This is a genomic window from Cupriavidus sp. 09_S30, from assembly GCF_056930435.1.
Genome location: NZ_JBXOWI010000001.1, coordinates 644263 through 661994, shown reverse-complemented (window position 1 = coordinate 661994; position 17732 = coordinate 644263). Strand labels below are relative to the sequence as shown.

Here is a 17732-nt window from a genome sequence, read left to right as displayed (position 1 = left end):
CCGGGCGGCGCTCAGGCCTTCAGCACCGCCAGCGGCGAGCCGCCGGCCTTGATCCGCTGCAGCACGATATTGGAGCGGATGTCCATCACGCCGCGGGTGCGGTAGAGCCGGTTCACGATGAAATCCGAGTAGTGCTTCAGGTTGCGCGCCTGCACGCGCAGGATGTAGTTGCTGTCGCCGGTGATGATGTAGGCCGACACCACTTCCGGCCAGGACTGCACCGCGGCGTTGAAGGTATCGTGCCAGTCGTCCACGTCATGGCGCATCGACACCTGCACGATGGCCTCGATCTCTAGCCCGAGCTGTTCGGCGTCGAACCAGGCGCGGTAGCCCCCGATCACACCGCCTTCTTCCAGCAGGCGCACCCGGCGCAGGCAGGCCGAAGGCGACAGCGCGACGCGCTCGGCCAGGTCCTGGTTGCTGATGCGGCCGTTCTCCTGCAGGCAGTCGAGGATGCGCAGGTCGGTAGGATCGAGTTGCATTCGCAGAAAATTCCGTTTTCAGGCTTTGTTTTCGAATTCTATGCGATAGCGTGCGGCATTCATAGTGGAAATAGCAAGCATCTTGCAGGCATTTTTGCTTATCATGCGGACATCGACAGCTTGTGCACGCCTCTGCGGCGGCCCCACTGCCATGACCGACCATGCCTCGCCCCGCCAGCTCTGGGATATCAGCCCGCCGCTCTCGCCCGACACGCCCGTGTGGCCAGGCGACACGCCATTCCAGCAGGAGCCGGCCTGGGCCATCGGCCCGGGCTGCCCGGTCAACGTCGGCCGCATCACGCTGTCCCCGCACACTGGCGCGCATGCCGATGCGCCGCTGCATTACGCGGCCGACGGCGCGCCGATCGGCGCGGTGCCCCTGGAGCCCTACCTCGGGCCCTGCCGTGTGATCCACTGCATCGGCGCCGCGCCGCTGGTCGAACCGCGCCACATCGAGCATGCGCTGGCCGGCGCGCCGCCGCGCGTGCTGCTGCGCTGCTATCAGGCGGCGCCGCTGGCGCGCTGGGACCCGCATTTCTGCGCCATCTCCCCGCAGGCGATCGAACTGCTGGCCGCGCACCACGTGCGCCTGGTCGGCATCGACACGCCCTCGGTAGACCCGCAGGAATCCAAGACCATGGACGCCCACCGCACCATACGCCGGCACGGCATGGCCATACTCGAAGGCCTGCTGCTCGACGAGGTGCCCGAGGGCGACTACGAACTGATCGCGCTGCCGCTGCGCCTGGCCGGGCTGGACGCCAGCCCGGTGCGCGCGGTGCTGCGCACGCTCCGCTGAGGCCGCTCGGCACGCCTACCCTGGCCCACATTGACCAGTACCTGATATCCGTCCCCTGCCCTGACCATGACGACATTGACCCGCGAGCACTGCCTCGCACTCGACCGTGACGACGCGCTGCGTCACCTGCGCGATCAGTTCGCGCTGCCCGAAGGCGTGATCTACCTCGACGGCAACTCGCTCGGCGCGCGCCCGCGCACGGCCGCCGCGCGCGCCGCCGCGGTGGTGGCCGACGAATGGGGTGACGGCCTGATCCGCAGTTGGAACAGCGCCGGCTGGTTCGACCTGCCGCAGCGGCTGGGCAACAAGCTGGCGCCGCTCATCGGTGCCGGCAAGGACGAAGTGGTGGTGACCGACACCACCTCGATCAACCTGTTCAAGGTGCTGGCCGCCGCGCTGCGCGTGCAGGCCTCGCGCGATCCCGCGCGCAAGGTCATCGTCTCCGAAGCCAGCAACTTCCCCACCGACCTGTACATCGCCCAGGGGCTGGCCGACCTGCTGCAGCAGGGCTACTCGCTCAAGCTGGTGGATTCGCCGGACCAGATCGAAGCTGCCGTGGGCGCCGACACCGCGGTGCTGATGCTGACCCACGTCAACTACAAGACCGGCGAGATGCTCGACATGGCCGGGCTGACCGCCATGGCCCATGCCAAGGGCGTGCTGACGGTGTGGGACCTGTGCCACTCGGCCGGGGCGGTGCCGGTCGACCTGAGCGGGGCCGGCGCCGACTACGCGATCGGCTGCACCTACAAATACCTGAACGGCAGCCCAGGCTCGCCCGCCTTCGTCTGGGTCTCGCCGGCCCTGCGCGATGCCTTCTGGCAGCCGCTGTCGGGCTGGTGGGGCCATGCCGCCCCCTTCGCCATGGAGCCCGGCTACCGCCCGCGCAGCGGCGTCGCCCGCTTCCTGTGCGGCACCCAGCCCATCACCTCGCTGGCGCTGGTCGAATGCGGCCTCGATATCTTCGCCCAGACCGACATGCAGGCGCTGCGCGCGAAGTCGCTGCAACTGACCGACCTGTTCATTACACTGGTGGAGACGCGTTGCGGCCACCACCCGCTCGAACTCATCACGCCGCGCGAGCATGCCCGGCGCGGCAGCCAGGCCAGCTTCGCCCACCCGGACGGCTACGCGCTCATGGCCAACCTGATCGAGCGCGGCGTGATCGGCGACTACCGTGAGCCGCGCATCGCGCGCTTCGGCTTCACGCCGCTCTACACCAGTTTCACCGAAGTCTGGGACGCGGTCGAAGTGCTGCGCGACGTGCTCGACAGCGGCAGCTACCGCGACGCACGCTTCCAGATCCGCAGCACGGTAACCTGAGAGAGACGCAGCATGAGCCAACACAAGGGATGCCCGATGTCGGGCGCGGCTGGCCAGGACGAGGCTTCGGGCGACGGCTGGCACGGCGCGCAGATGGATTTCGCCAAGGACATGAGCTATGGCGACTACCTGGGCCTGGACCAGATCCTCAGCGCGCAGCACCCGCTCTCGCCGGACCACAACGAGATGCTGTTCATCGTGCAGCACCAGACCACCGAGCTGTGGATGAAGCTGATGCTGCACGAGCTGCGCGCCGCGCGCGACTCGGTGCGCCAGGACCACCTGCCGCCGGCCTTCAAGATGCTGACGCGGGTGTCGCGCATCATGGACCAGCTGGTGCAGGCCTGGAACGTGCTGGCCACGATGACGCCGCCGGAGTACTCGGCCATGCGGCCCTACCTGGGCATGTCATCCGGCTTCCAGTCCTACCAGTACCGCGAGATCGAGTTCATCCTCGGCAACAAGAACGCCGCCATGCTGCGTCCGCACGCCCACCGGCCGGAGCACCTGGCGCTGGTGGACGCGGCGCTGCGCACGCCTTCGCTCTATGACGAGGCGATCCGGCTGATGGCGCGGCGCGGCTTCGCCATCGACGCCGAATGCGTCGAGCGCGACTGGACCCAGCCCACCGCCTACAACGCCTCGGTCGAGGCCGCGTGGCTGGAGGTGTACCGCAAGCCCGACGCGCATTGGGAGCTGTACGAACTGGGTGAGAAGTTCGTTGACCTGGAGGACTCCTTCCGCCAATGGCGTTTCCGCCATGTGACCACGGTGGAGCGGGTGATCGGCTTCAAGCGCGGCACCGGCGGCACCGAAGGCGTCAGCTATCTGCGCAGGATGCTCGACGTGGTGCTGTTCCCCGAGCTGTGGAAGCTGCGCACCGACCTGTAGCCTGCCAGCCCGGCCGCACGATGGTGCGGCCGCACCGCTCCTCCGCCCCTCCGCCCCTCCGCTTATCCCGCCGGGGCCGACAGCCTGGCCGCCAGCGCCCGCAGCGCGGGCGCCAGGGTCTCAGCGAAGACGGACTCGGCCACCGAGCCATACGAGGCGCTGCAACTCAGCATGTGCGGCTCCGTCTCCCCCACCGGCCGGAAGGCCACCGCGCAGGCATGGATGGCCGGATGCCAATCGCGGAATGACGCCGCGTAGCCGTCTTGCTCCGCCTGCGCCAGCGCGGCGCGCATCGGCGCCTCCTGCTGCTTCCATTGCTCGGGAAAGGCCTCGGCGAACTCGGCCAACACCCGCTCGCGCCGCGCCGGTGGCAGCGCCGCCAGGTAGGCGCGTCCCATCGAGCTGGACACCAGCGACAGGCGCGACCCCACGCCCAGCCCCAGCATCACGCCCGCGTCATTGCGGATCGACTCCAGGTAGATGACCTCCTGCCGCTCGCGCTTGCCGAGCGACACCGACACGCCATAGGCCTGCGCAAACGCCAGCATGTGCGGGCGCGCCAGCCCCACCACGTCCGAGGCCGACAGATAGGCGTAGCCGAGCGCCAGCACGCCGGCATCCAGCGCATACTTGCCCAGGCTGTCGTCGTAGCGCAGGTAGCCAAGCTGCACCAGCGTGCCGGCCAGCCGGCTGACAGTGGCCTTGGGCAGGCCGGTGCGGCGCACGAAGTCCTGGTTGCCCAGCATGGCTTCGCCGGTGCGGAAACAGCGCAGCAGCTCCAGCCCGCGCGCCAGCGCGGTGACGAAGTTGGGATCGCTTTCGCGGGCGGGCGGCGCGGCGGCGTCGGCGACGGATGGCGAGAGTTGGCGGTTAGACAAGGTGGCGCTCCTGCGGAGAGTTCGGAACCGGCCTGCAAGGGACCTGCCGACGCGTCCAGCCCGCAGCGGCAGATGCGCCGCGGCAGGCAAAAGAGGCATAGCGGCCGCACGCACAGGCTGGCGCTGGCCGGCACCGGGCTTGGCAGCCCCCTATTGCCGGCCGGCATCTTTACGCTATACTAACTCATCGGAACAAAGTTCCGCAATGCGGAACCAAGCAAGACCAACCCGCACCCGCATTTGATCCCTGGCCGGCATGCCGGCCACCCGACCCGACTGCTCTACCGATCTACCGAAGGAGACCTCCATGGCCGCAAACGCCGAATTCCACTGGGCCGACCCGCTGCTGCTCGACCAGCAACTGAGCGCCGACGAGCGCATGGTGCGCGATGCCGCCGCCGCCTACTGCCAGGACAAGCTCGCCCCGCGCGTGCTGGAATCGTTCCGCAACGAGAAGACCGACGTGGCCATCTTCCGCGAGATGGGCGAACTCGGCCTGCTGGGCCCGACCATCCCCGAGCAATACGGCGGCCCCGGCCTGAACTACGTCAGCTACGGCCTGATCGCGCGCGAAGTCGAACGCGTGGACTCGGGCTACCGCTCGATGATGAGCGTGCAGTCGTCGCTGGTGATGGTGCCCATCTACGAATTCGGCAGCGAGGCGCAGAAGCAGAAGTACCTGCCCAAGCTGGCCACCGGCGAATGGATCGGCTGCTTCGGCCTGACCGAGCCGAACCACGGCTCCGACCCGGGCTCGATGATCACCCGCGCCAAGAAGGTCGCGGGCGGCTACGAGCTGAGCGGCGCCAAGATGTGGATCACCAACTCGCCGATCGCCGACGTCTTCGTGGTCTGGGCCAAGCTGATGGGCGACGACGGCAAGGAAGCCATCCGCGGCTTCATCCTGGAAAAGGGCTGGAAGGGCCTGAGCGCGCCCGCCATCCACGGCAAGGTCGGCCTGCGCACCTCCATCACCGGCGAGATCGTGCTGGACCAGGTCTTCGTGCCGGAAGAGAACCTGATGCCCGGCGTCGCCGGCCTGAAGGGCCCCTTCACCTGCCTGAACTCGGCCCGCTACGGCATCGCCTGGGGCGCGCTGGGCGCCGCGGAGTTCTGCTGGCATACCGCCCGCCAGTACACGCTGGACCGCAAGCAGTTCGGCCGCCCGCTGGCCGCCAACCAGCTGATCCAGAAGAAGCTGGCCGACATGCAGACCGAGATCACGCTGGGCCTGCAAGGCTGCCTGCGCCTGGGCCGCATGAAGGACGAAGGCACGGCCGCGGTCGAGATCACCTCGATCATGAAGCGCAACTCCTGCGGCAAGTCGCTCGACATCGCCCGCGTGGCGCGCGACATGCTCGGCGGCAACGGCATCTCGGACGAGTTCGGCGTGATCCGCCACGTGGTGAACCTGGAAGTGGTCAACACCTACGAAGGCACGCACGACATCCACGCCCTGATCCTGGGCCGCGCCCAGACCGGCATCCAGGCCTTCTTCTGAGGCCCCGCCTGCTTCCGGCTGTGCAGTAAAAAGGCCCGGCAATGCCGGGCCACGCCGGGCCAAGCACGCACTACCAAGGAGACGACGGGCTGCCCCGCCGTTGACTACACCGCCACCAAGGCAAGCGCGGCGCGCGAGGGCTCAGGCCCCGCGCGCCGCTTCCGTTTCCGGCATCGCATACTGCCTTCACTTGTTCGGCTGTGGCGTCAGGCGCAGATATGGCCGTACAGCGCGGTAGCCCTTCGGAAACTTCTGGCGAATCACCTCCTCGTCCTTCAGCGAGGGCACGATCACGACATCGTCGCCATCCTGCCAGTTGCCCGGTGTCGCCACGCTGTGGCTGTCGGTCAGCTGCAGCGAGTCGATCACGCGCAGGATCTCGTTGAAGTTGCGCCCAGTACTGGCCGGATACGTGATGATCAGCCGCACCTTCCTGCTCGGGTCGATCACGAACAGCGAGCGCACGGTCAGCGTCTCGCTGGCGTTCGGATGGATCATGTCATAGAGCGTGGCGACCTTGCGGTCCGCATCCGCCAGGATGGGAAAGCCGACCGAGGCGCCCTGCGTTTCCTCGATGTCGCGGATCCAGCCGCGGTGCGACTCCACGCCATCCACGGACAAGGCGATCACCTTCACGTTACGCCGCGCAAACTCATCCTTCAGCTTGGCGGTCAGCCCCAGTTCGGTGGTGCACACCGGCGTGAAGTCGGCCGGATGCGAGAACAGTACGCCCCAACCCTCGCCAAGCCAGGCGTGGAAGCGAATCGGACCTTCGCTGGAATCCTGCTCGAAGTCGGGGGCGATATCGCCGAGGCGCAGTGCCATGCTTTGCTCCTTGCTGAAAAGACGCACACAGAATTGAGATGGGAACCAGCGTAGCCGGATTGCGATCCAACCCAAACGAATATAAAGTCACGACAAAATCACTCCAACGCATAAGGGCATATGCTGCCAGCCCGCGCATCGCGCGGATGCGGACGATATGACTGCGTGGCCTTGAAACCACGCAGGCGCGCCGCATATGCTAGGAAGTACGCAAGAATCCGCCCAAGGCGGCGCGAGGCAGGCACAATGCCAACATCCGAACCAACCGCCCGCAAACAGGAGAAACTGATGAGCGATGTCAAGACCGTTTTGTCCGACGCCGAAGAACTGCTTAAGCAAGCGGCCTCGACCACTGGTGAAAAGGCTGCCGAGCTGCGTGAACGCGGCATGGGCCTGCTGAAGCAAGCAAAGGAAAAGGCGCAGGACCTGCAGGACGCAGTCGTTACCAAGAGCAAGGCCGCCGCACGCGCGACCGACGACTACGTGCACGATCACCCCTGGCGTGCCGTGGGCGTGGCCGCCGGTGTCGGCCTGCTGATCGGCCTGCTGCTCAACCGCAAGTAATCCCGCGCGGCCGCGCCGCGCCCGGGCGGTGGCGCACGCTGCGCGCCACTGCGAGCCAAGCCCCCGCGGCCGCGATGCCGCGGCCCCTCCCGCCCGTGGCCGGCCGAGCCGCGTCCGGGCGAATGTAGCCACGCCCAATCCGCATGAGCGAATCGCCCACCTCACCTAAATTACTGGAATCCCTGCGCAACCTCGCCGGCTCGGTGGTGGCCATGGCGCAGACGCGCCTGGAACTCGCCAGTGTCGAGCTGGCCGAGGAACGCGCGCGGCTGATCAAGATGGCCCTGCTCGCCTGCTTCGGCCTGGTCTTCTTCGGCCTCGCCCTGGTGACCCTGACCGTGCTGGTCGCCGTCGTCTTCTGGGATACCTACCGCTGGCAGGCACTAGGCGCCGTGGTGGCGATCGACATCCTCGCCTGCGCCATCTGCCTGTTGGCCGCGCGCCGCACTCTGCGCACCGCGCCGCCGCTGTTCGAGGCCACGCTGGCCGAAATTGACAAGGATCGGGAGGTGCTGCGCCGATGAACGCGACGGATCCGAAGACCGGCGCCATGCCAGGCGAGACCGGCCCATCGCAGCGGCCACACCCGCGTCCCGTGCGACTGCCGCGCGAAACCAAGCTACCGCTCGCCGTGCGCAAGGAACTGCTGCTCACCCGCGCCGCCCTCGAACGCTACGATTTCGCGCAGGCCGTCAACCACGTCCGCGGCAATGCCAGCCGCATCGCCAGCCTGCGCCATTGGCTGCCAGGCACGTCCTCGCCCTGGATGCGCGTGCTCGGCCTGGCAAAGGACCACCCAGTGCTCAGCTCGGCCATCTCGCTGGCCATGCCGCTGCTGCGCAAGACGCCGCTGGCGCGCTGGGCCTGGAAATTGTCGAAGGTGGGACTGGTGGCGGGCGCCGGCTATTGGGCCTACCAGCGCTGGAACGAGGCACAGGTAGCTACCGATACGCCAGCCGGCACGGCAACGGAACAAAAGCAGGAACAGGAACAGGAACACGAACAGGACCGCTGAATCCGGCCGGTGCCGAAACTCGCCCGAAACGCGCATTCGGCACCGGCTGCATTCTCCTGCGGCGCACCTGCGCAAGCCTGCCAGGCTCAGAACAAGCCAAGACGGCAATCAATCAGCAAAAGAAAAATAAAAAGGGCCTGTGACTTGCGCCACAGGCCCTTCGAAATGCTGGTGGGTCGTGCGTGACTCGAACACGCGACCAACGGATTAAAAGTCCGCTGCTCTACCGACTGAGCTAACGACCCCGAAAAACTGAAGCAGCGATTATAAGCATCGACACCAGGCAATGTCAAGCGCTGGCGACCTACTTGTTCAAGCCATGCGTTCCAGACGCCAGATCTGGTAGCGGAACGCGAGCACCGCGCCGGCCAGGATACCCGCCAGTGCGATGAAGGAACCTAGCGCCAGGGTCGACACACCCGACAGCCCCTGCCCGATCGTGCAGCCCAGCGCGGTCACGCCGCCGGCTCCCATCAGCACGCCGCCGACGATATGGTTGGCCACGTCCTCGGCGCCGGCGAATCCTTCCCAGCGGAAGGTGCGCGTCGCCAGCGCATAGGTCGCGGCGCCGGCGATCACGCCGAACACGCTGACGATGCCCACGGTCAGCACCTTGCTCTTGTCGCTGAACATCATCAGCCAGTCGAGCGTGTAGGCATAGGGCGCGACGAAGCTCAGGCTTTCCATGCGTCCGCTATTGGTGCCGACGAAGAGCTCTTCCAGCGTATTGGGGTCTTCCGACACGTAGCCGAGATGGCCGGACACATACCACATGGCGACGATGACCAGCCCGACCGCGATGCCGCCGAGCAGGTTGTCGAAGGTGCGGAAGCCCTGCCCCGCCAGCGCCCACAGCGCCAGGCCGCCGCCCAGCACCAGCCCCAGTCCGAGCTGCAGCGTGCCGCGCGCAATGCCGCTGCCCTGGGCCAGCAGCGAGGGCAGGTCCTGGGTGACGGGCAGCGCAAGCGAGACGGCATCCACCGTATTGACGCGCACCACGCCGAACAGGCCGCGCAGCGTCATAAAGGCCGACAGCCCGAGGAAGACGAACACCACCAGCGACTTCAGGTTGCCGGTGCCGATGCGCACCAGCGTCTTGCTGCCGCAACCGGAGGCCAGCACCATGCCGAAGCCGAACATCAGGCCGCCGGCCAGCGCTGACAGCCACGACAGCTTGCTCACCGTGTAGATGGTCTTGGTCGGATCGATGACCCCCGCCGCGGCCAGCGCGCCGGTGCCGATCATGGCCACGCCGATCGCCAGCGCCCACATGCGCATACGGCTCCAGTCGCCGATGTTGACCACGTCGGACACCGCACCCATCGTGCAGAAGTGCGTGCGCTGCAGGACCGCGCCGAACAGGAAGGTCAGGACGAAGGTGCTCAGCAGCACCGTGTGCGTGAGCGCGGAAAGATCGATCTCGGGCATAGGCGGGGGCGTGGGAAGGTCGAAGCGCAGCGCCGGTCTCAGCCGGCCTGCTGGTAGCGGGTGGGGTCGGGCACGCCGGCGGCTTCGAAGCCGGCGCGGCGGATGCGGCAGGAATCGCAGACACCGCAGGCGCGGCCGTCGTCGTCGGCCTGGTAGCAGGAGACGGTCAGGCCGTAGTCCACGCCCAGGCGGTTCCCTTCACGGATGATCTCGGCCTTGCTCATGTGGATGATGGGCGCGTGCACGTGGAAGCGTTCCCCTTCCACGCCAGCCTTGGTGGCCAGGTTCGCCAGCGTCTCGTAGGCGGCCACGTACTCCGGCCGGCAGTCGGGATAGCCGGAATAGTCCACCGCGTTGGCGCCGAAGAAAAGGTCGCGCCCGCCCACGGCCTCGGCCCAGCCGAGCGCCAGCGACAGCATGATGGTGTTGCGCGCGGGCACGTAGGTGATGGGAATGCCCTCGCTGGCGCCGTCGGTCGGCACCTCGAGCGCGTCGTCGGTCAGGGCCGAACCGCCGAAGCGGCGCAGGTCCAGGTCGATGATCTCGTGGCGCTTGGCACCGAGGGCGGCGGCGACGCGCTTGGCCGCCTCGAGTTCGGAGGAATGGCGCTGGCCGTAGCGCATCGACAGGGCATAGGTTTCGAAGCCCTGGTCGCGTGCCATGGCGAGCACGGTGGCGGAGTCCAGGCCGCCGGAAAGCAGGACGATGGCGCGTTTGGTCATGATGGGTGCCCGGCGCTGGCGGCGCCGATCTGCGGATTGGGGTAACCGGGTATTTTAGCCTGCCTCGGCACCTTACCCCTCGGCGGCGGGGCCAGGACGCAGGCAAAAGAAAAGCCCGCGACCAGCGCGGGCTCCATCAGGGCATCCGTCGGTGCGGCGGCAGCAGCCACCGACCCTGCCTACTTCAGCGTCTTGAGCCGATTGCTGGCCACCTGCGCGCCTTCGGTGCCCGGATACTTGGACACCACCAGCTCCAGCGTCTTGCGGGCGGCCGCCTTCTGGCCGGACTCGAGCTGGTTGTTGGCGATCACGATCAGCGCATCGGGAACCTTGGGGTGCGAGGGATTGGCCTGCACCATGTTCTGCAACACGCTGGTCGAACCGCGGTAGTCACGCTGGGCATACAGCGAATTGCCGAGCCAGTACTGCGCCAGCGGGAGGTAGGGGCTCTGCGGATACTTCTTGATGAAGGCCGAGAAGGCCTGGCCGGCGCCCTTGAAGTCGCCGCCCTGGAAACGCTGCAGCGCGGCGTCGTACTCCGGCTTCTCGTTCGGCTGGGATACGCCTTCCTTGCCTTCCACCGTCACCTGCTGCGGTTCGAACTTCTTCAGCCGCCCATCGAGATCCGCGTAGTAGTCCTTCTGCTGCTTCTGCAGCGTCTCCAACTGGTTCTGCAGTACCTCGTTCTGCCCGCGCAACCGCGCCACTTCCTGGCGCAGGCCCTCGAGCTGGTTCTGCATGTCGAGCTGGACGCGGCTGGTCTGGTCGATGCGCTGCGAGGCCGTGGCCTGGAAGGCGTTGAACTGGTCGCGCATCGTCATGATGGCGCGACGGGCCTCGTCGTCATCGAAGACGCCGGCGCGCGCCTGGCCGGCGGCGCACAGCAGGCCGACGCAGGACAGCGCGGCCAGCCAGGACAGTTTGGAGACGCGTGCATTCATGGTGTGAACCGTCCGATCAGTAGACGAGGTCCGCGCGGCGGTTTTCCGACCACGAGGATTCGTCGTGACCGGTCGCCTTCGGCTTTTCCTTGCCCAGGCTGACAGCTTCCATCTGGCTCTCGGGCACGCCCAGCGACGACAGCGAGCGCAGCACCGCTTCGGCGCGCTTCTGGCCCAGCGCGAGGTTGTACTCGCTGGTGCCGCGTTCGTCGGTGTTGCCCTGGATCAGGATCTTGTGGTCACGATGGCCGCCGAGGTACTTGGCGTGCTCGGTCAGCGTGCCCTGGTACTCGGGCTTGACCGAGTAGCTGTCGAAGTCGAAGTACACGCTGCGCTTGGCCAGCGGGCTGTTCGGGTCGTTCAGCGCATCGCGGCTCACGTCGACCGGTGCCACAGCGCGTGCATCGGTTGCCGCGCCCTTGTTCGCGCCGGCGTTGGCGGTGTCTTCGAGCTTGACACCCGAGCTGCACGCGCCCAGCGCCAGCAGCGCTGCGACTGCGAGAGTCTTGGTCATCATTTGGGACATGGCAGAACACTCCTGTTATTGCATGAAGGGACCCCAGGACGGCTCGCGAACTTCGCCGGACTGGAGGGACAGAACCTGGCGGGTACGCCCGTCAGTGGACACCGCCGCCAACACCGGGCGGCCGCCCACCCGGGTTGCGTAGAGAATGTACTTGCCGTTGGCCGCGAAGCTCGGCGCTTCGTCGTTGCTGGTGTCGGTCAGCGAGCTGACATCGCCAGTGGCCAGGTCCAGCAGTTGCAGCTTGAAGCCGCCGGCACGCGTGATATAGGCGAGCTGCTTGCCGTCCGGCGAGATGCGCGGACTGACGTTGTAGTTGCCCTTGAAGGTCACGCGCTGGGCCGTGCCGCTGGCCTCGCCATCGGCAGGCATGCGGTAGACCTGCGGGCCGCCGCCACGGTCGCTGGTGAAGTAGATGCTGCGGCCGTCGGGCGAGTACATCGGCTCGGTGTCGATGGCGCTGCTGCGGGTCAGGCGCTTGAGGCCGGTACCGTCTGCGTTGACCAGGTAGATCTGGGTATTGCCGTCGCGCGACAGGGCCAGGGCGAGGTGCTGGCCGTCCGGCGACCACGCCGGCGCGCTGTTGTTGCCCTTGAAGTTCGCCACCTGCGTACGGCGGCCGGTGGCCAGGTCGTGCACGTAGACGACCGGCTTCCTGGCCTCGAACGAAACATAGGCGACGCGGCGCCCGTCCGGCGACCACGAGGGCGAGATGATCGGCTCGGTGCTGGTCAGCGCGACTTGCGGGTTCTGGCCGTCGGAATCCGAGATCAGCAGCTGGTAGCGGTTGCCGACACGCGACACATAGGACAGCCGGGTGGCGAACACGCCGCGCTCGCCGAGCAGCTTCTCGTAGATGTAGTCGGCGATCTTGTGCGCCGTCAGGCGCAGCTGGTTCTGGTTGACGTTGAAGGCCAGCCCGCCCAGGCTCTGGCCCTTGACCGTGTCATACAGGCGGAAACGCACGTCGTACTGGCCGTTGCCGGACGGCGTCACGCTGCCGGCGACGAAGGCGTCGGCACCACGCCCCTTCCAGCTGCCCAGATCCACTTGCGCGGATTCGGCCACGGTGGCACCGCCGGGGTCGACGTTGCGGATGCGGCCGCTGCGCTGCAGGTCGGAGCGAATGATCGCCGTCAGGTTCTGCGGGGCTTGCGCCTCACCCTGGAAATTGGCGGTGGCCACCGGGAACTGGCTGGAGCCAACCCCGGTGATTTCGACGTTGAGCTGTGCGCGCGCGCCGCCGGCGGTGAATGCCAGCGTCACGGACAGCAGTATTGGGGCCCAAAGCTTTCGCATGCTGCTCCTCAATCAAGATCAAGATTCATGGGGCGCAGCCGGCGCACGGCGTTGCGCGGCGTGGCGCGCAGCACACTGGCAATAGCGTGCTGCATGTGCGCAGCCGGCTGCGTCAGGCAACCTATCATCGTAGCCGTGGATCCGGCGCCCTGTTTCGATAGTTGCATTATGTTGCAATTCATGGTCGCCGGTGCCGCTCAATCCTTGGGATGGAACGTAATGGTGAAGTTACTCGGCGCCTTGCCGTTTTCGTCGCGCGGCAGCGGATCGGAGCGCTCCACCGCGCGCAGCACGGCGTTGTCCCAGGATGAATTGCCGCTCGACTTGCTCAAGCGGGCGGACATCAGCGAGCCATCCGGCGCGAGCTGCACCGTCACCACGGCGGCCGGATTACCGGGGATATCCTCGGTGAAGACGATGTTCGGCTTGACGCGGCGGCGCACGCGATCTGCGTAGCCGGGTGAGGCCTTGCCGCCGCTGCCGGCGCCCGCGCCGGCAGTGCTGCCCACCCCGCCACCGCCGGCACCACCGCCGGCACCCGCGGCCATGGCCTGCAGGCGCGCGAGCTCACCGCGGCGCTGGGCGTTGGCAGCCGCGTCGGCCTTGGCCTTCGCTTCGGCATCCGCCTTGGCCTTCGCTTTCGCTTCGGCAGCCGCCTCGGCCTTCGCCTCGGCCTTCGCCTTTGCTTCGGCATCCGCCTTGGCCTTTGCCTTCGCTTCGGCAGCAGCCTCGGCCTTCGCCTTCGCTTCGGCATCCGCCTTGGCCTTCGCCTTTGCTTCGGCAGCTGCCTCGGCCTTCGCCTTCGCATCGGCATCCGCCTTGGCCTTCGCCTTGGCTTCCGCTTCCTTGTGCTGCTGTTCCTTGCGTTGCTGCTCCTGCTGGGCAGCGAGCTGGGCGGCCTGCTGCTGCGCCGCCTTCTCCTTCTTCCTAGCCTCTTCCTTGCGCTGGGCCTCTTGCCGCTCGGCCTCTTCGCGCGCCTGGCGCTCACGCAGTTCCGCCTGCTTGCGCGCTTCCTCGCGCACCGCGGCCTCGGCCTGGCGGCGCTTCAGTTGCTGCAGGGCGATGTCGGCCTCTTCCTCCGCCTTCTGGCGCACAGCCGGCGCGGGCGGCACCGGCGCCGGCGGCACAACCGGCATCGGTGGTGGCGGCGCAGGCGCAGGCGCGGGCTCGGGCGTCAGGTCGGCGGCACTCCAAAGCTCCGCTTCGGAGCCCGCCGGTGTGCTGATCTGCCAGTGAACGCCGAAGTACAACACCAGCGCCAGGAGCAGGTGCATCAGCAGGGCCAGCAGGAAGGAACGCAGGGTTCCCTTCTCTTGCACCGGCTGGTAAGGGTAGGCGGCCTTTTTCATCGACGGCGGGCTGACTCTGGCTACTTGGACTTCACCATCAGGCCGACGCGCTTGACCCCATCGGCCTTCAGGTCGGACATCACGTCGAGCACGGCTTCATAGCGCACCGAGCGGTCGGCAGCGATCACCACCGGCTGGTCCGGGTTCTCGTTCTGGCGCTGATTGACAAAGGCGATCAGCCCCGGCTTGTCGAGCTGGCGGTCGAACGCGTTGCCGGCATTGTCCTTGCCGCGCGCGGTCAGCTTGCCGTCCTCGTGGACCGTCACCACGATGGGCGGCGTCTTCTGCTGCGGCGTGGCATTGGCCACCGAAGGCAGGTCGACCACGGCCGGGCTCACGATCGGCGCGGCCACCATGAAGATGACGAGCAGCACGAGCATCACGTCGATATACGGCACGACGTTGATCTCGGCGCTGGCACGACGGCGCGAACCGCCGCGACGCTGGATGGCTGCCATAGCTGGGCTCCTTGCTGGCGTCAGCGCGTCTGGCGCTGCAGGATGTTCAGGAACTCTTCGATGAAGCTCTCGAAGCGGATCGCCAGCCGGTCGATCTCGGTCGCGTAGCGGTTGTAGGCGATCACCGCCGGAATCGCGGCGAACAGGCCGATGGCCGTGGCCACCAGCGCCTCGGCAATGCCGGGCGCCACCGAGGCGAGGGTCGCCTGCTGGACGTTGGACAAGCCGCGGAAGGCGTTCATGATGCCCCACACGGTGCCGAACAGACCGATATAGGGGCTGACCGAGCCGACCGAGGCCAGGAAGGGCAGGTGCGACTCCAGCACGTCCATTTCGCGCTGGTAGGCCGCGCGCATCGCGCGGCGGGCCGCGTCGAGCAGCGCACCGGCGTCGTTGCTGCGCTCGCGTGCCTTGAGGAATTCACCCATGCCGGACTCGAAGATGCGTTCCAGCGCGCCGGTGTTGTGACGGTTGTTGACCGCGCTGTTATAGAGGGCCTGCAGGTCGCCGCCGGCCCAGAAATCGCGCTCGAAGCCCTCGGTCTGGCTACGCGCGGAACGCAGCGCCAAGTGCTTGCGGAAGATATAGGTCCACGAGAACAGGGACATCACCAGCAGCAGCGCCATGACGGCCTGCGCCAGCAGGCTGGCGTGAAGCACCAGCGTAATGATCGACAGGTCTTGCGTGACGGACACGGGATTCATCGGGCGGTCTTGATGGTTGCGAGGACGGGGGCGGGGATGGGGGCGGGACGGAACGTGACTTTATCTACACAACCGACGCGGATGGCGCCGGTCGCCAGCAACAACTCCCCGCGCCACGCTTCTTGGGCGAATTGGACCGAGGCCGGGCCAACCCGTTCAATCCGGGTACGGATCTCGACCTGGTCGTCCAGGCGGGCGGGCGCATTGTATTCCACTGCCGTGCTTCTGACGACGAAGACTACGCCCGCTTCGTCGGCAAGTGACTGCTGGCCGACTCCAAGCGCGCGCAGCCACTCGGTGCGGGCACGTTCGAAGAATTTCAGGTAGTTGGCGTAGAAGACCACGCCGCCTGCGTCGGTATCTTCCCAATACACGCGCAGGGTCCAGACAAAGTTCGTCATGGCCGCGATTGTAGCGGAGCCGAACCCCACCCTGACGTAAACCCTTGTATCCGCAGCCACAGTGCCTGGCAGGCGTCTTGCGGCCGGCCCGCGGCTCGCGTAAACTCGCGCCAACCATTCCATCTTGCGCGACTGGCGAAGTCAGTGGGCACTACCACGAGGAAGCGCAAGGTCTCTGGCGTGTAGTTTATAACGCCTGCCGCTCGCCTGGGCAGCGAATGGGAAGCAGGGTGCGCCCTGCGCCGGTCGGAAGTCCCGCCGGTGCTGGTCGCATGTGCCTTCCCCCGCGCGCCCTCCCCCCGAAGCTCAAGTCGGATCCCCTTTTTTTAAGACGAATCCCGCCATGTTCGAACGCAGCCGCTACACGATCGACCAGATCGATCCGGAACTCTTCGCCGCCATCCAGAAGGAAAACCAGCGCCAGGAAGATCACATCGAGCTGATCGCCTCGGAAAACTACACCTCGCCGGCCGTGATGGCCGCCCAGGGCTCGCAGCTGACCAACAAGTACGCCGAGGGCTATCCTGGCAAGCGCTACTACGGTGGCTGCGAGTACGTCGACGTCGTCGAGCAGCTGGCCATCGACCGCGTCAAGCAACTGTTCGGCGCGGAAGCCGCCAACGTGCAGCCGAACTCCGGTTCCCAGGCCAACCAGGGCGTGTTCTTCGCCGTGCTCAAGCCGGGCGACACCATCATGGGCATGAGCCTGGCCGAAGGCGGCCACCTGACCCACGGCATGGCGCTGAACATGAGCGGCAAGTGGTTCAACGTAGTCAGCTACGGCCTGAACGCCCAGGAAGACATCGACTACGACGCGCTGGAAGCGCTGGCCCAGGAGAAGAAGCCCAAGCTGATCATCGCCGGCGCCTCCGCCTTCGCCCTGCGCATCGATTTCGAGCGCATCGCGCGCGTCGCCAAGTCCATCGGCGCCTACTTCATGGTCGACATGGCCCACTACGCCGGCCTGATCGCCGCGGGCGTCTACCCGAACCCGGTGCCGCACGCCGACTTCGTCACCACCACCACGCACAAGAGCCTGCGCGGCCCGCGCGGCGGCGTGATCCTGATGAAGGCCGAGCATGAGAAGGCCATCAACTCGGCCATCTTCCCCGGCATCCAGGGCGGCCCGCTGATGCACGTCATCGCCGGCAAGGCCGTGGCCTTCAAGGAAGCGCTGACGCCGGAATTCAAGGCTTACCAGGAACAGGTGGTGAAGAACGCCGCCGTGCTGGCCGAGACCCTGATCGCGCGCGGCCTGCGCATCGTCTCGGGCCGCACCGAGAGCCACGTGATGCTGGTGGACCTGCGCGCCAAGAAGATCACCGGCAAGGAAGCCGAGAAGATCCTCGGCGACGCCCACCTGACGGTCAACAAGAACGCCATCCCGAACGACCCGGAAAAGCCGTTCGTGACCTCGGGCATCCGCATCGGCTCGCCGGCCATGACCACCCGCGGCTTCAAGGAAGACGAAGCCCGCCAGGTGGCCAACCTGCTCGCCGACGTGCTGGACAACCCGCACGACGAGGCCACCATCGCGCGCGTGCGCGAACAGGTCTCCGCGCTGACCCGCCGCTTCCCGGTCTACGGCTGACGAGACCTCGGCGCGCCGCCCTCCCCGGGCGGCGCCAG

The 17732-nt window shown here is 67.1% G+C and carries 20 protein-coding genes, 1 tRNA gene and 1 riboswitch; of the genes, 8 read left to right on the top strand and 13 right to left on the bottom strand.

Annotated features, from left to right (window positions below):
* Nucleotides 1-11 precede the first annotated feature (11 nt).
* Nucleotides 12-482, bottom strand: coding sequence for an Lrp/AsnC family transcriptional regulator (locus AC1Z3O_RS03150; protein ID WP_483513445.1), 471 nt, complete (start codon nucleotides 480-482; stop codon nucleotides 12-14).
* 151 nt (nucleotides 483-633) lie between these two features.
* Here AC1Z3O_RS03150 and kynB point away from each other — a divergent pair, with 151 nt between their 5' ends.
* From kynB to kynA, 3 genes are all read left to right on the top strand, one after another.
* The gene (gene kynB, locus AC1Z3O_RS03145) at nucleotides 634-1281 is read left to right on the top strand and encodes an arylformamidase (protein WP_483513444.1); all 648 of its coding nucleotides are present in this window, start codon (nucleotides 634-636) and stop codon (nucleotides 1279-1281) included.
* Nucleotides 1282-1347: 66 nt separating this feature from the next.
* Nucleotides 1348-2604, top strand: coding sequence for a kynureninase (kynU, locus tag AC1Z3O_RS03140; RefSeq protein WP_483513442.1), 1257 nt, complete (start codon nucleotides 1348-1350; stop codon nucleotides 2602-2604).
* Between the two features lie 12 nt (nucleotides 2605-2616).
* A complete protein-coding gene (gene kynA / locus AC1Z3O_RS03135) occupies nucleotides 2617-3495 on the top strand; it encodes a tryptophan 2,3-dioxygenase (protein ID WP_483513440.1) in 879 nt (292 codons plus the stop codon).
* Between the two features lie 62 nt (nucleotides 3496-3557).
* On the opposite strand, the gene AC1Z3O_RS03130 is transcribed toward kynA, so the two are convergent.
* On the bottom strand, nucleotides 3558-4373 hold the full coding sequence (locus tag AC1Z3O_RS03130; RefSeq protein WP_483513438.1) for an IclR family transcriptional regulator: 816 nt from the start codon (nucleotides 4371-4373) through the stop codon (nucleotides 3558-3560).
* Between the two features lie 307 nt (nucleotides 4374-4680).
* On the opposite strand from AC1Z3O_RS03130, the gene AC1Z3O_RS03125 reads away from it, so the two are divergent.
* Nucleotides 4681-5874 carry an acyl-CoA dehydrogenase gene (locus AC1Z3O_RS03125; protein WP_483513436.1) on the top strand — a complete coding sequence of 398 codons (1194 nt, stop codon included), beginning with the start codon at nucleotides 4681-4683 and terminating at the stop codon, nucleotides 5872-5874.
* A gap of 186 nt (nucleotides 5875-6060) precedes the next feature.
* Here AC1Z3O_RS03125 and AC1Z3O_RS03120 read toward each other — a convergent pair whose 3' ends face one another.
* Entirely contained in the window at nucleotides 6061-6699 is a 639-nt protein-coding gene (locus tag AC1Z3O_RS03120; protein ID WP_483513434.1) for a peroxiredoxin, read from the bottom strand.
* A 246-nt stretch (nucleotides 6700-6945) separates the two neighbouring features.
* Here AC1Z3O_RS03120 and AC1Z3O_RS03115 point away from each other — a divergent pair, with 246 nt between their 5' ends.
* From AC1Z3O_RS03115 to AC1Z3O_RS03105, 3 genes are all read left to right on the top strand, one after another.
* Nucleotides 6946-7263, top strand: a complete 318-nt coding sequence (locus AC1Z3O_RS03115) for an ElaB/YgaM/YqjD family protein (RefSeq protein WP_483513432.1) — start codon at nucleotides 6946-6948, stop codon at nucleotides 7261-7263.
* A gap of 143 nt (nucleotides 7264-7406) precedes the next feature.
* Nucleotides 7407-7787, top strand: coding sequence for a phage holin family protein (locus AC1Z3O_RS03110; RefSeq protein WP_483513430.1), 381 nt, complete (start codon nucleotides 7407-7409; stop codon nucleotides 7785-7787).
* The gene (locus AC1Z3O_RS03105) at nucleotides 7784-8278 is read left to right on the top strand and encodes a DUF3318 domain-containing protein (protein WP_483513428.1); all 495 of its coding nucleotides are present in this window, start codon (nucleotides 7784-7786) and stop codon (nucleotides 8276-8278) included. The genes AC1Z3O_RS03110 and AC1Z3O_RS03105 overlap by 4 nt, the downstream gene beginning before the upstream one ends.
* 169 nt (nucleotides 8279-8447) lie before the next feature.
* Here the strand turns inward: AC1Z3O_RS03105 and AC1Z3O_RS03100 are convergent.
* From AC1Z3O_RS03100 to ybgC, 10 genes are all read right to left on the bottom strand, one after another.
* Nucleotides 8448-8523: transfer RNA gene (locus AC1Z3O_RS03100), tRNA-Lys, on the bottom strand.
* 67 nt (nucleotides 8524-8590) lie between these two features.
* Nucleotides 8591-9706 carry a YeeE/YedE family protein gene (locus AC1Z3O_RS03095; protein ID WP_483513427.1) on the bottom strand — a complete coding sequence of 372 codons (1116 nt, stop codon included), beginning with the start codon at nucleotides 9704-9706 and terminating at the stop codon, nucleotides 8591-8593.
* 38 nt (nucleotides 9707-9744) lie between these two features.
* Nucleotides 9745-10428, bottom strand: a complete 684-nt coding sequence (queC, locus tag AC1Z3O_RS03090; protein WP_483513426.1) for a 7-cyano-7-deazaguanine synthase QueC — start codon at nucleotides 10426-10428, stop codon at nucleotides 9745-9747.
* Between the two features lie 179 nt (nucleotides 10429-10607).
* Nucleotides 10608-11369, bottom strand: coding sequence for a tol-pal system protein YbgF (gene ybgF / locus AC1Z3O_RS03085; protein ID WP_483513424.1), 762 nt, complete (start codon nucleotides 11367-11369; stop codon nucleotides 10608-10610).
* Between the two features lie 16 nt (nucleotides 11370-11385).
* Nucleotides 11386-11895, bottom strand: a complete 510-nt coding sequence (gene pal, locus AC1Z3O_RS03080) for a peptidoglycan-associated lipoprotein Pal (protein WP_483513423.1) — start codon at nucleotides 11893-11895, stop codon at nucleotides 11386-11388.
* Nucleotides 11896-11910: 15 nt separating this feature from the next.
* Complete coding sequence (gene tolB / locus AC1Z3O_RS03075; RefSeq protein ID WP_483513422.1) at nucleotides 11911-13191, bottom strand: Tol-Pal system beta propeller repeat protein TolB; 1281 nt, start codon at nucleotides 13189-13191, stop codon at nucleotides 11911-11913.
* A 197-nt stretch (nucleotides 13192-13388) separates the two neighbouring features.
* A complete protein-coding gene (gene tolA / locus AC1Z3O_RS03070; protein WP_483513421.1) occupies nucleotides 13389-14540 on the bottom strand; it encodes a cell envelope integrity protein TolA in 1152 nt (383 codons plus the stop codon).
* Between the two features lie 20 nt (nucleotides 14541-14560).
* Nucleotides 14561-14998: a protein TolR gene (gene tolR, locus AC1Z3O_RS03065; protein ID WP_483513419.1), complete on the bottom strand. Its 438-nt coding sequence runs from the start codon at nucleotides 14996-14998 to the stop codon at nucleotides 14561-14563.
* Between the two features lie 20 nt (nucleotides 14999-15018).
* Nucleotides 15019-15702, bottom strand: a complete 684-nt coding sequence (tolQ, locus tag AC1Z3O_RS03060; RefSeq protein ID WP_483513418.1) for a protein TolQ — start codon at nucleotides 15700-15702, stop codon at nucleotides 15019-15021.
* Nucleotides 15699-16103: a tol-pal system-associated acyl-CoA thioesterase gene (gene ybgC / locus AC1Z3O_RS03055; protein WP_483513417.1), complete on the bottom strand. Its 405-nt coding sequence runs from the start codon at nucleotides 16101-16103 to the stop codon at nucleotides 15699-15701. The genes tolQ and ybgC overlap by 4 nt, the downstream gene beginning before the upstream one ends.
* Before the next feature lie 118 nt (nucleotides 16104-16221).
* A riboswitch (ZMP/ZTP riboswitch) is annotated at nucleotides 16222-16323 on the top strand.
* Nucleotides 16324-16446: 123 nt separating this feature from the next.
* Between ybgC and glyA the strand changes: the two genes are divergently transcribed.
* Nucleotides 16447-17694, top strand: a complete 1248-nt coding sequence (gene glyA, locus AC1Z3O_RS03050; protein WP_483513415.1) for a serine hydroxymethyltransferase — start codon at nucleotides 16447-16449, stop codon at nucleotides 17692-17694.
* Nucleotides 17695-17732 lie beyond the last annotated feature (38 nt).

What these genes read in the sequence shown, in the direction of transcription:
- pal (WP_483513423.1), bottom strand. Translation starts at nt 11,895, where the DNA reads ATGTCCCAAATGATGACCAAGACTCTCGCAGTCGCAGCGCTGCTGGCG.
- tolQ (WP_483513418.1), bottom strand. Translation starts at nt 15,702, where the DNA reads ATGAATCCCGTGTCCGTCACGCAAGACCTGTCGATCATTACGCTGGTG.
- AC1Z3O_RS03115 (WP_483513432.1), top strand. Translation starts at nt 6,946, where the DNA reads ATGCCAACATCCGAACCAACCGCCCGCAAACAGGAGAAACTGATGAGC.
- glyA (WP_483513415.1), top strand. Translation starts at nt 16,447, where the DNA reads ATGTTCGAACGCAGCCGCTACACGATCGACCAGATCGATCCGGAACTC.
- AC1Z3O_RS03120 (WP_483513434.1), bottom strand. Translation starts at nt 6,699, where the DNA reads ATGGCACTGCGCCTCGGCGATATCGCCCCCGACTTCGAGCAGGATTCC.
- kynU (WP_483513442.1), top strand. Translation starts at nt 1,348, where the DNA reads ATGACGACATTGACCCGCGAGCACTGCCTCGCACTCGACCGTGACGAC.
- AC1Z3O_RS03095 (WP_483513427.1), bottom strand. Translation starts at nt 9,706, where the DNA reads ATGCCCGAGATCGATCTTTCCGCGCTCACGCACACGGTGCTGCTGAGC.
- AC1Z3O_RS03105 (WP_483513428.1), top strand. Translation starts at nt 7,784, where the DNA reads ATGAACGCGACGGATCCGAAGACCGGCGCCATGCCAGGCGAGACCGGC.
- AC1Z3O_RS03125 (WP_483513436.1), top strand. Translation starts at nt 4,681, where the DNA reads ATGGCCGCAAACGCCGAATTCCACTGGGCCGACCCGCTGCTGCTCGAC.
- ybgC (WP_483513417.1), bottom strand. Translation starts at nt 16,103, where the DNA reads ATGACGAACTTTGTCTGGACCCTGCGCGTGTATTGGGAAGATACCGAC.
- kynA (WP_483513440.1), top strand. Translation starts at nt 2,617, where the DNA reads ATGAGCCAACACAAGGGATGCCCGATGTCGGGCGCGGCTGGCCAGGAC.
- tolA (WP_483513421.1), bottom strand. Translation starts at nt 14,540, where the DNA reads ATGAAAAAGGCCGCCTACCCTTACCAGCCGGTGCAAGAGAAGGGAACC.
- AC1Z3O_RS03150 (WP_483513445.1), bottom strand. Translation starts at nt 482, where the DNA reads ATGCAACTCGATCCTACCGACCTGCGCATCCTCGACTGCCTGCAGGAG.
- tolR (WP_483513419.1), bottom strand. Translation starts at nt 14,998, where the DNA reads ATGGCAGCCATCCAGCGTCGCGGCGGTTCGCGCCGTCGTGCCAGCGCC.
- ybgF (WP_483513424.1), bottom strand. Translation starts at nt 11,369, where the DNA reads ATGAATGCACGCGTCTCCAAACTGTCCTGGCTGGCCGCGCTGTCCTGC.
- kynB (WP_483513444.1), top strand. Translation starts at nt 634, where the DNA reads ATGACCGACCATGCCTCGCCCCGCCAGCTCTGGGATATCAGCCCGCCG.
- AC1Z3O_RS03110 (WP_483513430.1), top strand. Translation starts at nt 7,407, where the DNA reads ATGAGCGAATCGCCCACCTCACCTAAATTACTGGAATCCCTGCGCAAC.
- tolB (WP_483513422.1), bottom strand. Translation starts at nt 13,191, where the DNA reads ATGCGAAAGCTTTGGGCCCCAATACTGCTGTCCGTGACGCTGGCATTC.
- queC (WP_483513426.1), bottom strand. Translation starts at nt 10,428, where the DNA reads ATGACCAAACGCGCCATCGTCCTGCTTTCCGGCGGCCTGGACTCCGCC.